This window comes from Streptomyces sp. NPDC002232, assembly GCF_042890295.1.
In the GTDB taxonomy this organism is placed as follows: domain Bacteria; phylum Actinomycetota; class Actinomycetes; order Streptomycetales; family Streptomycetaceae; genus Streptomyces.
Window position 1 is genome coordinate 16,674 of the sequence record NZ_JBIARV010000004.1, and the last position, 13,782, is coordinate 30,455.

The window sequence follows — 13,782 nt, forward strand, 5'->3', positions numbered from 1 at the left end:
GCGCGACCATGTGCATCCTGCATGGCTTGTGTATAGAGCAATGAATGTGCATGATGCATATCAGTCGATCGAAGAACCTGTGAGGGAGAACCCGTGGACGGCTCCAAGCCCGACGCCCGCCCCGGTGGCGTCGTCGGCGTCCTCGCCATGGCCGGCATCGTCGCCGCGCTCATGCAGACCCTGGTGGTGCCGCTCATCGGTGACCTCCCGAAGCTGCTCGGCACCACCGCTTCCAACGCCTCCTGGGTGATCACCGCGACCCTCCTCGCCGGAGCCGTCGCCACCCCCGTGGCCGGCCGGCTCGGCGACACCCTCGGCAAGCGGCGCGTCCTGCTCGCCTCCGTGGTCCCGCTCGTCGCCGGCTCCGTCGTCTGCGCGCTCGCCTCGTCCGTCGTCCCGATGATCGTCGGACGCGGCCTCCAGGGCCTCGGCATGGGCGTCGTACCGCTCGGCATCAGCCTGCTCCGGGACGTCCTCCCGCCCGAGCGGCTCGGCGGCTCCATCGCCCTGATGAGCGCCTCCATGGGCGTCGGCGGCGCCCTCGGCCTGCCCTTCTCCGCCGCCGTCGCCGAGAACGCCAGCTGGCGCGTGCTCTTCTGGGTCGCCGCCGCGCTGAGCCTCGTGGTCGGCGTGCTGATCTGGCGCGTCGTCCCCGACGGCCGCCGCGCCGCCGCCCCCGGCCGCTTCGACGTCCCCGGCGCGCTCGGCCTCGGCGTCGGACTCGTCGCCCTGCTGCTCGCCGTCTCCAAGGGCGCCACCTGGGGCTGGGGCAGCGGCACCACCCTCGGCCTCTTCGCCGTCGCGGTCGTCGTCCTGCTCGGCTGGGGCGTCTGGGAGCTGCGCATCGCCGATCCGCTCGTCGACCTCCGCGTCACCGCCCGCCCGGTCGTCCTGATGACCAACGCGGCCTCGGTCCTCGTCGGCTTCGCCATGTACGCGCAGTCCCTGGTCGTGCCCCAGCTGTTCCAGCTGCCCGAGGCGACCGGGTACGGACTCGGCCAGTCGATGATGGCCATGGGCCTCTGGATGGCCCCCGCCGGCCTCATGATGATGATCCTCGCGCCCCTCGGCGCCAAGCTCTCGGCCGCCCGCGGCCCCAAGGTCACGCTCTCCGTCGGCGCGCTCGTCATCGCCGCCGGGTACGGCTCCTCCCTCGCCCTGATGGGCTCCACCTGGGGCCTGCTCACCGTGACCCTCATCTGCAACACCGGCGTCGGCCTCGCCTACGGTGCCATGCCCGCGCTCATCATGGGCGCGGTACCGCAGGAGGAGACCGCCTCGGCCAACAGCTTCAACACCCTGATGCGCTCCATCGGCACCTCCGTGTCGGCCGCGGTCATCGGCGTCGTCCTCGCCCAGATGACCACCACCCTCGGCGGTCACGTCCTGCCCTCCGAGGGCGGCTTCCGCGTCGCGATGCTCATCGGCTGCGGCGTCGGACTCGTCGCCTCGGTGGTCGCGGCCCTGATCCCCGCGAAGGCCGCGGCGGCTCCCGGCGACACCGCCCGGGACGCCGGACCGGGAGCGGACCCGCTCCCCGCGCCGCGGGCCACGACCGCCTGAGGGCTGCGAGACCGGGCGGCGGCGCCGCGGGGGACGTGGGGACGGTCCCGCGACGCCGCCGCCCGTCCGGCGGCGAGCTGTGGAGGCGTACGCCGGACCCCTGGGGCCCCGCCGGCCGCGCAGTCGGCCGGCGGGGCCCTCGGCGTGGGCCCCCCCGGGGGCCGAAGGCGAGGGCGAGTGCGCGGCGCGCGCTCCGTCGGGCCCGCGCCCCGGCCGTCGCTCAGGCCTCGACCGCCGTGAACCCCGCCCGCTTGTACGTCCGCATCAGCAGCGCCGTCTCCGTCGACGTCACGCCCTCCAGGCGCGCGAAGACCCGTGCCGTGAACTCCTGGAAGTCCCGCGTGTCGCGGTGGCTGGAGTAGCCCAGCAGACTCGTCCCGCCGCTCGTGACCACCAGGTGCCGCACGGCCGGCTCCCGTGCGAGCAGCCGGATCGCGGCGTCCAGCCCGCGGTGCGGCACTCCGAGCCGGAACCGCCCCTCCACCGGATACCCGAGGACCGCCGGATCGGCGTGCAGCCGCAGGTGCAGCACGTGCGAGGCCGTCAGCCGGGCCAGGCGCCGCCGGGCCGTCGTCTCGCCCACGCTCAGCTCCCGCGCGAGGCGGGTCGTCGACATGCGGGCGTCGCGCCGGAGCAGCTCGACGAGCCGCCGGTCCAGCTCGTCCACGACGGGCGGCTCGGGGAGCGCCGTGCCCTCCACGGCATGGCGCCGCACGGCCGTGGGCTCGTCGTCGTAGGGCGCCCAGTCGCTGGCCGTGAGCAGCAGCCGCAGCACCACCGCCGAGTGGACGTCCACGACCCCGTCGAGCCGGCCGATGGCCGTGTCCAGGAGCGTGAGCAGCGCGTCGTGCCCGGCGGCCTGGAGCTCCACGAACACGTCGAGCGCCCCGGTGGCCACCTCCACGGACCGCGTCTCGTCCAGGGCGGCGAGCGTCAGGGCCACCTCGTGGACGCGGCCCGGCGCGCACCGTACGGCGATCTCCGCCGTCACGCCCTCGTACTGGTACTCGGGGATGAGCGCCGCCACGAACGCGACCCGCCCGTCCGCGGTCATCCGCTCCAGGCGCCGCGCGACGGTCCGCTCGTGCGCCCCGACGGCCGCCGCGACCTCGGCGAAGGGCGCGCGCGGGTCGCGGTGCAGGACCTTGAGGATCCCGTGGTCCAGCGCGTCCAGGCCGCCCGCCTGCCCGGATCCGCCACCTCCGAAGCCCGCCGCACCCGCTGCGACACCGGCCCCACCGCTCCCGAGGCCCGCCGCACCGGCCCCACCAGCCCCGAAGCCCGACCCATCGCCCCCGACACCGCCCCCACCGCCTCCGGGGCCCGCCGCACCGCCCCCACCAGCCCCGAAGCCCGACCCGCCGCCCCCGCCCGGCGCCCCGCCGCCCCCCGCCCCAGGTGTCCGATCCGTCGTCATCGTGTCGTCCTCCTCGCGGCCGGGGCCCGCCCGAAGGCGCCCCACCCGGCCCGCTCCTGCCCGAATCCGCCGCGGCGCCCCCACCCGCTGCCGCAATCGGCCGTCTTCACCGTCAAGTCTTGCCCGAAGTGCTGTTCGGTCGCCACATTGTGGTGCATCTTCCGCCCCCGTTCCCCACCGTCGGGCGGCCCCCTCCCCATCGAGCCCCCGCGGCCCTCCCGAAGAGGTAGTACGTATGACGGACGTCGGTACCCGCACCGCCCCCGGCCGGAGAAGGGCCGTACGGCCCGTCCCCGCCGGCGCGGTCATCGCCTCGGTCGTGCTCGTCGAGCTCTCCAGCGGCATCACCCAGGGCTTCCTCTCCCCGCTGCTCAAGGGCCTCACCGACACCCTGCGGGTCACCGCGGCCGATCTGAACTGGATCAGCATCGCGAACCTGCTGGCCAGCGTCGCCTTCACGCCGGTCCTCGCCCGCATGGGCGACCTCTACGGCCACCGCCGCCTGCTCCGCTGGAACCTCGCGATCGTCATCGCCGGGTCCGTCCTGGTCGGACTCAGCCGCTCCTTCCCGGTGCTGCTCGCCGGCCAGATCCTCCAGGGGGCCATCGCCGGCTTCTTCCCGCTCCTCGTGGGCATCCTGCGCAACCGCCCCGACGGCGGCGACGCGGAGAGCCGCCGGGGCATCAGCCGCATGGTCGCCGCGCTGATCGGCGGCCTCACCCTCGGTCTGCTGTCCAGCGGCTTCATCGCCGCGACCGTCGACAGCCCGACCGCCGCCCTGTGGGTCCCCGCCGTCGGCGTGAGCATCGCGCTGGCCGTGACCTGGCCCCTCCTCCCGGAGTCCGAGAACCGCCCCGGCGGCTCCGTCGACTGGGCCGGTGCGGTGCTGCTCTGCGTGGGTCTGGTCGCCCTGATGCTCGCGCTCGGTCTCGGCGGCACCCCCGGCTGGGAGTGGACCTCGGCCCGGACGCTGGTCACCCTCGTCGGCGGCGTGCTCGTCACCGCCCTGTGGGTCCTCGTGGAACTCCGTACCGCCGAGCCGATGATCGACGTCCGGATGTTCGCCCGGCGCAACGTGGTCGTCGTCTCCGTCGTGACGCTCTCCTTCAGCTTCTGCATGCTGGGGCTCCAGGTCGCCCACCCCGTCTTCCTCGGCACGAGCGCCGAGGAGACCGGCTACGGCTTCGGCTACGGCCCCGCCGTCATCGGCCTGGGCATGCTCCCCAACCTCCTCGCGATGGCCCTCGGCGCGCTCGCCGCGCCCGCCGTCGCCGCCCGCATCACCGACCGCCTCACCCTCGTCACCGGCTCCGCCCTGATGGCCGCCGGATACGTCATCGTCCTCGCCACGCACGCCTCGGCGCCGCTCTTCCTCCTCGGCACGGCGCTCGCCGGACTCGGCAACGGCTTCCTCCAGCACTCCACGCGCACCCTCGCCGTCGAGTCCGTCCCGCACGACCGGACGTCCGTCGGCTCCGGCATCAACGAGCTGATCATCAACGTCGGCGGCTCGCTCGGCGCCGCCGCCGTCCTCACCGTCTTCGCCGGGCACACCGCCGCCGGCCACACCCTGCCGGACCTCGGCGCCTACACCACCTCCTGGGTGCTGTGCGCGGCGATCTCCGTCGCCGGCGGCGCCGCCTCCCTCCTCTACCGCACCCCGTCGAAGGACCTCCGATGACCACGACCACCACCGCCCGCGAGCACAGCCGGGCCACCCTGAGCCGCCACGAGGACACGGTCATCGGGCTCAGCCACGCCCTGCACGCCGACCCCGAGCTCGCCTACGAGGAGCACCGGGCGGCCCGCCGCATCACCGACCTCGTGGAGCGCGCCGGCTTCGACGTGACCCGCGGCGCGTACGGACTGCCCACCGCCTTCCGGGCCACCGCCGGCACCGGCGACCTGGTGGTCGCGATCTGCGCCGAGTACGACGCGCTCCCCGGGATCGGCCACGCCTGCGGCCACAACGTGAACGGCTCGGCGTCCGTCGCCGCGGCCCTGGCCCTGGCGCCCCTCGCCGACGAGCTGGGCCTCACCGTCGCGCTCCTCGGCACCCCCGCCGAGGAGTCGGGCGGCGGCAAGGTCGACATGCTGCGGGCCGGGGCCTTCGACGACGTGGCCGCCGCCATGATGGTGCACGCCGCACCGCAGGACGCCGTGGGCCTGTCCACCCTCGCCATCAGCAGCCTCTCCGTCGCGTACACGGGCGTCCCGGCGCACGCCGCGGCGATGCCGCACCGGGGCGTCAACGCCGCCGACGCGATGATGATCGCCCAGGTCGCGATCGCCGCCCACCGGCAGCAGATGATCCCGGGCGCCGTCGTCTCCGGCGTCGTCACCTCGGCCGGGGACGCGGCGAACGTCATCCCCGGCCGCGCCACCGCCACCTACGACGTCCGGGCCGGCACCAGCGAGGAGCTCGCCGAGCTCCAGGCGCGGGTCCGGGCCTGCTTCGAGGCCGGGGCCCTCGCCACCGGCGCCGAGCTCGCGCTTGAGACCGTCGGGAACGACTACGCCGACCTCCGCCAGGACCTCGCCATGGGCCGGAGCTACCAGGCCGCCGCCGAGGCGCTCGGCCGTGCCGTCCTCCCGAACGACCCCGGTCTGCGCGCCGGTTCGACCGACATGGGGAACGTCTCGCACCTCGTCCCGACGATCCACCCCTCCATCGGGTACGACTGCGGCGACACGATCATGCACCACCCGGACTTCACCCGGTACGGCACCACGGCCGCCGCCGACCGCGCCGTCCTGGACGGCGGGCTGGCCATGGCGTGGACCGCGATCGACCTGGCGACCGATCCGGCCCAGCGCGAGCGGCTGCTGGCCCGCGTGGCCGCCCGGACCGCCGCGAACTGAGCGGCGGACGGACCGCCTCAGGCCGCCGGGCCCAGCCAGGGCCGGCGGCCCGGACCGGTCGGGTGGGTGCCCGTGACGCTCATGACGAGCGAGTACAGGGTGGTCTGGGCCGCGATGAAGAGGCGGTTGCGCTTGGCGCCGCCCCAGGCGATGTTCGCCACCGGCTCGGGCACGGCGAGCCGCCCGATCAGGGTCCCGTCGGGGTCGTAGCAGTGCACCCCGTCACTCATCGCGGCGGCCCAGAGACGTCCGTCCGCGTCGAGGCGGAGGTTGTCGAAGCGGGCCCCCTTCCGTGCCGAGGCGTCGGCGAAGACCTCGCCGTCGGAGAGCGTGCCGTCCGCGCGCACGTCGAAGACCCGGATGAGGCCCGCCCGGGTGTCGGAGACGAACAGCCGCCGCTCGTCGTGCGAGAAGACGAGACCGTTCGGCGCGCCGAACCCGTCCGCGACCAGACGCACCTCACCGCTGTGGGGATCGACACGGTAGACGTTGCAGGATCCGATCTCGCTCTCCGCGCGGTGGCCCTCGTAGTCGCTGGTGATGCCGAAGTCCGGGTCGGAGAACCAGACCGATCCGTCGGACCTCACCGCCGCGTCGTTCGGGCTGTTCAGGCGACGGCCCCGCCACCGGTCCGCGAGCACGGTGACCGTGCCGTCGTGCTCGGTGCGCGTCACGCGCCGGTTCCCCTGCTCGCAGGAGACCAGCCGCCCCTCCCGGTCGAGGGTGTTGCCGTTGACGTGCCCGGCGGAGCGGCGGAAGACGGCGACGGCCCCCGTCTCCTCGTCCCAGCGCAGGAGCCGGTCGTTCGGGATGTCGCTCCAGACCAGCTGCCGCCAGGCGGGCAGGTAGACCGGCCCCTCGGCCCAGCGGCACCCCGCGTACAGGACCTCCAGGGCGTCGTCGCCGTACGCGCACCGCCCCGTGAGGAACCGCTCGTCGAACGTCTCGTACAGCTCCGGGCGCTCACCGCTCATGGCCCTTCCCTCCCTGACAACCACAGCTCATGCTGAACCTGATCCTGCTCAAGGTGCAGATTGCAGGATCATCTATGGTTCACACAAGAAGTCGCCGAACAGAGAGCTGTGGATCACAGTCGAACAGGGAGCGGTGGATCACCGACGCCGCGTCACCCCGCCCCCTCCGCCTCCACGGTGAACAGCGACCCGTCCGGGTCGAGCACCACCACCCGGCGCTCGTCGTCGGCACCCGGCGGTCGCGCCCCGGCCCACTCGCCCCCCGGCACCACCGACCCGCCGTGCTCCACCACCGCCGCCTGCGCCGCCTCCAGGTCCCGCACCCGGAAGCGGACCAGCCAGCGCGGCCTCAGCTGCGGGTTGGGCGACGCGGACTCGACCGGACCGCTGTTGAGCCGGGCGACGGCCTCGCCGTCCCGCCGCAGCACCACGCGGTCGTGCTCGTACGACACCTCACTGGCGCCCGGGCGTCCGTCCGCCCAGCCGAGCACCCCGCTGTAGAACACGGCCGCGTCGAACGCGTCACGGCTGTGCAGCTCCAGCCAGGCCGGCGCCTGCCGCTCACCGACGTGCCAACGCGAGACCAGACGCCCCTCCCACACGGCGAAGAGCGCCCCTTCCAGATCCGTGGCGAACGCGGCACGGCCCCGGGGCGGATACGCCATCGGCCCCACGCCGACCGTGCCGCCGCGCTCCCGGATCCGGGCCACCGCCGCGTCCGCGTCGTCGACCCCGAAGAACACCGTCCAGGCCACCGGTACCGCGGGCTCGGCGGCCACCGGCGCGATCCCGGCCACCGGCACCCCGTCCCGCTCACCCACCACGTACCCGTCAGCGAGGTCGCTCGGCCGGAACGTCCAGCCGAGCACGGCCCCGTAGAAGCGCTGCGCCGCCTCCGGATCGCGCGCGGAAAGATTCAGCCAGCACGGTGCACCGCCCGCGTCCCCGGTCGTCGGCCCCGACACCGGCACCACCTCCTCGTCGTCGTCCTGAGTCCGTGCGCCCCCTTCCCCGCTCCGCCGCCCCCCAAGCGGACGTTCACCCGGCTGCCGCCGAACACCACCCGCCCGTGCGGGACGGCACGCGGCGGCCGGTCAGCGGGACGCGCGGGCCGCGTACGCGCGGACGTCCGCGTCCGGGTCCGCCGCCGCCCCGGCGAGCGCGTCCCGGGCCGCCCGCTCGGCCCGGTGGGCCAGGAGCGACAGGACGGCCGCCTTGCGCACGTCCGCGTTCGGATCGGCGAGCGCCCCCGCCAGCGCGGGCACGGCGAGCTCCGCGGGGGCGGCGCGCAGGGCGGTCGCCGCCCCCGACCGCACCTGCCAGGCCCCGTCCGCCAGCGCCGCCCCCGCCCCCGCCGCGTACGGCGGCGGGCATCCGGTGCCCGCCAACGCGGCCAGGGCGGCGCCCCTGACCAGCGGGTCGGGGTCGTCGAGCAGCGGCGCCAGCGGTTCCGGCGCGGGGGCCCGCACGGCCGCGAGACCCCGCGCCACCGCGACCCGGACCTCGCGCGCCGGGTCGGCGGCTCCGCGAGCCAGCTCCCCGACCGCGTCCACCGAGACCAGGGCCCGGACGGCCTGGACCCGCACCTCCACGGAGTCGTCCGCGAGGGCGTCCGCGAACAGCGGCGCGTCGCCGAGCCGCAGCGCCCGCAGGACGTCGAGCGCGGCGGCCCGCACGGCCGGATCCGGCACGGCGAGGGCCTCCCGGAGCCCGTCCCCGAGCGCCGGCTCGGCGGGCAGCACCTCCACCAGCTCCCGCAGCGCGGCCGAGGCGGCGGCCCGCACCGGCTCCGCCCCGTCCCGCAGCCGGGCGGCGAGCACCGGCCCGGCCCCGGCCGGCGCGGTCTCCCCGAGCGCGGTCACGGCGGCCGCCCGCACCACGGGATCGGCGTCCTCCAGGAACGGGCCGAGCGCCGCCAGACCGGGGGAGTCCTCGACCAGCGCGAGCAGCCGGAGCAGCCGGGGGTGCGGCCCCGAGGGCGCCGGAGCCCCGGCCCCGGTCGCGGCGGCCGGACGGGCATGCGGGACCGCCGGGACCGCGTCCCGTGCCCCGGCCGTCGCCACCGGTACGAGTTCCACCTCGCCCAGGAGCCGCTCGGGGCCGCCGGGCGGCGCGAACTCCGGCACCGGCACGAGGTAGGGCTCGACGGGCCGCGCCGTGAACTCCATCGTGCCGGAAGGGGACTTGCGCAGGTCCAGGTGGTGCAGCCAGCCGGTGTCGTCGCGCTCGGGATGGTCGAGCCGCTCGTGGTAGAGGCCCCACCGCGACTCCGTCCGGGCGAGCGAGGCCCGCGCCGCCATCTCGGCGCAGTCCCGGATGAACGACACCTCCGCGCACCGCATCAGCTCGTGCGCCGTCCGCGCCCCCATGGCGGCGATCTCCGTGGACATCCGGTCGAACGCCTCCACAGCCAGGGACAGTTTCGCGCCCGTCTTCGGCGGCGCCACGTAGTCGTTGACAAACCGGCGCAGCTTGTACTCGACCTGCGGCTGCGGCGGCCCGTCGGGATGCCGCAGCGGCCGGTAGACGAGCTCGTGCGCGGCGGCGACCTGCGCCGGGTCCAGCGCGCCCCGGTAGGCGCGGTACCGGGACGCGTCCTCGCCCGCCAGGTCCCCGAAGACGAACGCGCCGATCATGTAGTTGTGCGGTACGGAGGCCAGGTCGCCGGCCGCGTACAGCCGGGGCACGGTCGTGCGGGCGTGGTCGTCGACCCGCACCCCGGAGGCCGAGTGGCCGCCGCACAGGCCGATCTCCGAGAGGTGCATCTCGATGTCGTGGGTCCGGTAGTCGTGCCCCCGGTTCTCGTGGAAGGTGCCCCGGGTGGGCCGCTCCGTGGTGTGCAGGATCGACTCGACGGCGCCGATCGTCTCCTCCGGGAGATGACTCAGCTTCAGGTACACCGGCCCCCGGTCCGAGGCGAGTTCGGCCGCGAACTCGGCCATCATCTGCCCCGACCAGTAGTCGGACTCCACGAACCGCTCGCCGTGCCGGTTCACCTGGTACCCGCCGAACGGGTTGGCCACGTAGGCGCAGGCCGGACCGTTGTAGTCCTTGATCAGGGGGTTGATCTGGAAGCACTCGATCCCCGTGAGCGCCGCGCCCGCGTGGTACGCCATCGCGTAGCCGTCACCGGCGTTCGTCGGGTTCTCGTACGTCCCGTAGAGGTATCCGGAGGCGGGCAGGCCGAGCCGCCCACAGGGGCCGGTGGCCAGGATCACGGCCCCCGCGCGGACCACGACGAACTCCCCGGTGCGGGTGTGGAAACCGGCCGCGCCGACGGCCCGCCCGTCCTCGGGGTGGGTGAGCACCCGGACCGGCATCACCCGGTTCTCGATCCGGATCCGCTCCCGCATCTCGCGCCGCCGCAGCTGCCGGTAGAGGACCTTCTTGACGTCCTTGCCCTCGGGCATCGGCAGCACGTACGAGCCGGACCGGTGCACCTGCCGGACCGCGTACTCCCCGTGCTCGTCCTTCTCGAACTTCACCCCGTACGACTCCAGGCGCCTGACCATCGCGAAGCCGCGGGTGGCCGTCTGCCGGACGGTGGACTGGTCGACGAGACCGTCGTTGGCGCGGGTGATCTCGGCGACGTAGTCGTCGGGTTCCGCGCGGCCGGGCACGACCGCGTTGTTGACGCCGTCCATGCCCATCGCGAGCGCGCCGGAGTGCCGGACGTGCGCCTTCTCCAGGAGCAGGACGTCCGCCCCGCGCTCGGCGGCCGTCAGGGCCGCCATCGTGCCGGCGGTGCCGCCGCCGATGACGAGCACGTCGCAGGAGAGCTCGGTCGCGTCGGCCGGATCGGGGACGGTCAGGGGGGTGGCCATGTCCACGGGGAGGGACCTTTCGGAGGACGGTCAGAGGGAGTCGAGGACGCGGCGGCGCAGCGCCTCCGTCGCGGGGGCGCTCCGGGCGTCCCGGACCCGCGGATGCGGCACGTCCAGGACCTCCCCGGAGGCGAACAGGACGACCCGGTCGCCGAGATGGAGGGCCTCGTCCACGTCGTGGGTGACGAAGACGACGGTCGCGCCCGTGCCGCGCAGGATCTCCACCAGGAGGTCCTGCATCCCGGCCCGGGTCGTCGCGTCGAGCGCGCCGAACGGCTCGTCCATCAGCACCGCCCGGGGCCGCCCGGCGAGCGCCCGCGCCAGCTGCACGCGCTGACGCTGCCCGCCGGACAGCCGGTGCGGCAGCCGGTGCGCGTGCCCGGCGAGACCGACCCGCTCCAGCCAGGCGTCCGCCTCGCGGCGCCGCTCGGCCCGGGGGACGCGGCGGATCGCGAGCGGCAGTTCGACGTTGGCCCGGACCGAACGCCAGGGCAGCAGGGCGTCGTGCTGGAAGACCAGCGCCCGGTCCGCGCCGGGCCGCCGGACCGGCTCCCCGTCCTGGGTGACCCGGCCCTCCAGCGGGGGCAGCAGCCCGGCGAGGGTCCGCAGCAGCGTCGTCTTCCCGCAGCCGGACGGGCCGACCACCGTCAGGAGCTCGCCGGGCGCGATCCGCAAGCCGACGGGACCGGACACCACGGCACCGTCCGGACGGCCGAGCCGCACGCCGTCCAGGGCGAGTTCGGCGCCGTGCGGCACCGGGGCGGGCGGACTCGTGGTGCTCATCGGACCGGCTCCTTGTCGGGTACGGGAGGGGCGGCGGGGGTGCGGACGGAGCCCGGGGCCGAGGAGCCGTCATGGTCCGCCGCGCGGTCCGCGTCCGGCGAGGCCGAGCGGTCCGGGTCCGGCGAGACTCTGAGGCCCGGGTCAGGCGAGGCCGCACGGTCCGCGTCCGGTGAGGCCGGGCGCTCCGCGTCCGCCGGAGCCGTGCGGCCCCAGGGCGCCGGGCGGGCCGGGCCGGCGGCGACGGCCTCGGCCGGGCTCGGCAGCCAGGCCGTGACCCGGCGGCCGAGCGCCTCGACCGCCGTGGACGTGAGCCGGCCCAGGACGCCGATGGTGGCCATGCCGACGAAGACCCCCGGGTAGTCGACGACCGTGTAGTCCTGCCAGGTGCGGTAGCCCACCCCGTACTCGCCGGAGATCATCTCCGCCGAGATCACACAGATCCACGCGACGCCGATGCCCACCGACAGACCGCCGAAGACGCCCGGCAGAGAGCCCGGCAGGACCACCGAGAACAGCACCCGGGCCCTGCTCCCGCCCAGGGTGAGCACGGCCTCCTCCCACGCCGGGTCCAGCGCCCGCACCGCGTGCCGGGTCGACACCAGCACGGGGAAGAAGGCGGCGGCGCAGGTGATGAAGACGATGCCCTGCTCGTTCGTCGGCAGCAGCAGGATCGCGACCGGCACCAGGGCGATCGCCGGGACCGGCCGCACCACCTCGACCAGCGGCCCCAGGACGTCCGCCGCCCACCGGGAGCGGGCCACGGCCGTCCCGGCGGCCACCCCGAGGACGGCCGCGAGCAGGAAGCCCAGCGCGATCCGGCGCAGACTGTGGCCGAGGTCCTGCCAGTACGCCTCGGTGTCGATCCGGTCGGCGAGCGCGGAGGCGACCTCGACGACCGTGGGGAACTGCTCGAACCGCAGCCACAGGTTGACGTCCAGGGAGGTCAGCAGCTGCCAGACGCCGAGCGCCACGAGGGGGGAGGCCAGCCGGACCAGGCGGCGGCCGAGACCCGTGGCCCTCACGACGCGAGCCCCACGGCGTCCGCGTACGACAGGATCCGGGAGCCCGCGTGCCCGGAGACGTACCGCTCCGCGCCCTCCCGCGTCACGAACGCGCGGAACTCCCCGCCGTCCAGGACCCACACCGCGCGGTCCGCGAACCAGAGTGTCCCGGTCACCGCGTCCGGCACGTACGCCGCCCGCACCCGGGCCCCCGCGACGGCCTTCAGGAGCGCCTTCGGGCTGTCGAAGGACCGGGTCGACTCCGCGCCGCGCAGCCACAGTTCGGACCGCGCGGCGCCCGCCGCCGGGTACGCGGCGCCCGGCACCGCGCGCCGCAGCGGAGCCGGGTCGACGAAGGCGTCCACGTCGACGTCCTTCACCAGACCGGCCTCCTTCAGGACCGGCACGTCCTCCTTGAGCGCGGCGACCAGCTCGGGGCGCAGCGCCGGATCGAAGGTCGCGATGCCCTGGGCGCCGTTGTAGAGGTACACCACCTCGGCCGGCAGCCCGGTCTCCTTCGCCACCGACTCGGCGGACGCCACCGGCCGGCGGCGCAGCTCGTCCGTGGCCCTGCGCTGCGCGCGCAGGAACGCGTCGAGCACCTCGGGCCGCCGCTGCGCGAACCGCTCGCGGACGGTGACCCCGTGGAAGGTCGGCAGGTCCAGTTCGGCCCCGTCGTACAGCGCCGTCGCCCGGCCCTGGAAGGCGAGGAGGCCGGGCCACGCGACGAACTGGGACAGCGCGTCGGCGGATCCGGCCGTCAGCGCCGAAGCGCCCACGCTCGGCTGCTGGTTGACCTTCTGGACGTCCTTCGCCGGGTCGAGGCCGGCCCGCCGCAGGGCCCGCACCAGCGTGCCGTCGGCGGCCGAGCCGACACTCGTCGAGACCTTGAGGCCCTTGAGGTCCTTCAGCGACCGCAGCGTCGAACCGGGCTTGGTGACGACGGTGTTGAGACCGCCGCGCAGGTTGTACCCGGTCACCGCGACCAGCCGCGTCGGCTCCTTGAGCTGCTTGCCGCGCGCCGCGTTGATCAGCAGCGGGAAGTCGCCCATCGACCCGATGTCGATCTTCCCCGCGGTCATCTGGGCGGTGATCGGGGCACCGGTCGCGTAGTCCTGCCACACGACCCGGTAGGTGACGCCGTCCTTCCGGCCGCGCGCCGCGAGCTCCTCCTCGAAGTAGCCGAGCGAGCGCAGCAGGGTGCCGGCCGTGACGGTGTTGATCGTCTTCGACTGGTAGCCGACGGTCACCGTGACCGCCTTCCCGTCCGCCGGATCGTCGGTGCCCCCGCCGCAGGCGGTGGCGAGCGTCAGGACCAGGGCGAGCGGGAGAGCCGGGGCGAGTCTTCGCGACTGCAT

General features: G+C 75.1%; 10 protein-coding genes. 3 read left to right on the plus strand and 7 right to left on the minus strand.

Translation table 11 applies throughout. The features are described from left to right. Window positions 1–93 precede the first annotated feature (93 nt). On the plus strand, window positions 94–1,563 hold the full coding sequence (locus ACFYXU_RS18150; protein WP_389458560.1) for an MFS transporter: 1,470 nt from the start codon (window positions 94–96) through the stop codon (window positions 1,561–1,563). 220 nt (window positions 1,564–1,783) lie between these two features. On the opposite strand, the gene ACFYXU_RS18155 is transcribed toward ACFYXU_RS18150, so the two are convergent. Beyond that, window positions 1,784–2,980 carry an Lrp/AsnC family transcriptional regulator gene (locus ACFYXU_RS18155; RefSeq protein WP_389458562.1) on the minus strand — a complete coding sequence of 399 codons (1,197 nt, stop codon included), beginning with the start codon at window positions 2,978–2,980 and terminating at the stop codon, window positions 1,784–1,786. A 235-nt stretch (window positions 2,981–3,215) separates the two neighbouring features. Here ACFYXU_RS18155 and ACFYXU_RS18160 point away from each other — a divergent pair, with 235 nt between their 5' ends. After that, on the plus strand, window positions 3,216–4,661 hold the full coding sequence (locus ACFYXU_RS18160) for an MFS transporter (RefSeq protein ID WP_389458564.1): 1,446 nt from the start codon (window positions 3,216–3,218) through the stop codon (window positions 4,659–4,661). Beyond that, the gene (locus tag ACFYXU_RS18165; protein ID WP_329852702.1) at window positions 4,658–5,842 is read left to right on the plus strand and encodes a M20 family metallopeptidase; all 1,185 of its coding nucleotides are present in this window, start codon (window positions 4,658–4,660) and stop codon (window positions 5,840–5,842) included. Before ACFYXU_RS18160 ends, ACFYXU_RS18165 begins: the two co-directional genes overlap by 4 nt. A gap of 17 nt (window positions 5,843–5,859) precedes the next feature. On the opposite strand, the gene ACFYXU_RS18170 is transcribed toward ACFYXU_RS18165, so the two are convergent. From ACFYXU_RS18170 to ACFYXU_RS18195, 6 genes are all read right to left on the minus strand, one after another. Further along, window positions 5,860–6,816, minus strand: coding sequence for an SMP-30/gluconolactonase/LRE family protein (locus ACFYXU_RS18170; protein ID WP_389458566.1), 957 nt, complete (start codon window positions 6,814–6,816; stop codon window positions 5,860–5,862). 152 nt (window positions 6,817–6,968) lie between these two features. Continuing rightward, window positions 6,969–7,781, minus strand: a complete 813-nt coding sequence (locus ACFYXU_RS18175; RefSeq protein WP_389406115.1) for a VOC family protein — start codon at window positions 7,779–7,781, stop codon at window positions 6,969–6,971. Between the two features lie 129 nt (window positions 7,782–7,910). Then, window positions 7,911–10,640 carry a fumarate reductase/succinate dehydrogenase flavoprotein subunit gene (locus ACFYXU_RS18180; protein WP_389459636.1) on the minus strand — a complete coding sequence of 910 codons (2,730 nt, stop codon included), beginning with the start codon at window positions 10,638–10,640 and terminating at the stop codon, window positions 7,911–7,913. A gap of 30 nt (window positions 10,641–10,670) precedes the next feature. Further along, on the minus strand, window positions 10,671–11,423 hold the full coding sequence (locus tag ACFYXU_RS18185; protein ID WP_389458568.1) for an ABC transporter ATP-binding protein: 753 nt from the start codon (window positions 11,421–11,423) through the stop codon (window positions 10,671–10,673). Further along, on the minus strand, window positions 11,420–12,445 hold the full coding sequence (locus ACFYXU_RS18190; protein ID WP_389458570.1) for an ABC transporter permease subunit: 1,026 nt from the start codon (window positions 12,443–12,445) through the stop codon (window positions 11,420–11,422). The genes ACFYXU_RS18185 and ACFYXU_RS18190 overlap by 4 nt, the downstream gene beginning before the upstream one ends. Continuing rightward, window positions 12,442–13,782, minus strand: coding sequence for an ABC transporter substrate-binding protein (locus ACFYXU_RS18195; protein WP_389458572.1), 1,341 nt, complete (start codon window positions 13,780–13,782; stop codon window positions 12,442–12,444). Before ACFYXU_RS18195 ends, ACFYXU_RS18190 begins: the two co-directional genes overlap by 4 nt.

What these genes read in the sequence shown, in the direction of transcription:
- ACFYXU_RS18170 (WP_389458566.1), bottom strand. Translation starts at nt 6,816, where the DNA reads ATGAGCGGTGAGCGCCCGGAGCTGTACGAGACGTTCGACGAGCGGTTC.
- ACFYXU_RS18155 (WP_389458562.1), bottom strand. Translation starts at nt 2,980, where the DNA reads ATGACGACGGATCGGACACCTGGGGCGGGGGGCGGCGGGGCGCCGGGC.
- ACFYXU_RS18165 (WP_329852702.1), top strand. Translation starts at nt 4,658, where the DNA reads ATGACCACGACCACCACCGCCCGCGAGCACAGCCGGGCCACCCTGAGC.
- ACFYXU_RS18160 (WP_389458564.1), top strand. Translation starts at nt 3,216, where the DNA reads ATGACGGACGTCGGTACCCGCACCGCCCCCGGCCGGAGAAGGGCCGTA.
- ACFYXU_RS18195 (WP_389458572.1), bottom strand. Translation starts at nt 13,782, where the DNA reads ATGCAGTCGCGAAGACTCGCCCCGGCTCTCCCGCTCGCCCTGGTCCTG.
- ACFYXU_RS18180 (WP_389459636.1), bottom strand. Translation starts at nt 10,640, where the DNA reads ATGGCCACCCCCCTGACCGTCCCCGATCCGGCCGACGCGACCGAGCTC.
- ACFYXU_RS18185 (WP_389458568.1), bottom strand. Translation starts at nt 11,423, where the DNA reads ATGAGCACCACGAGTCCGCCCGCCCCGGTGCCGCACGGCGCCGAACTC.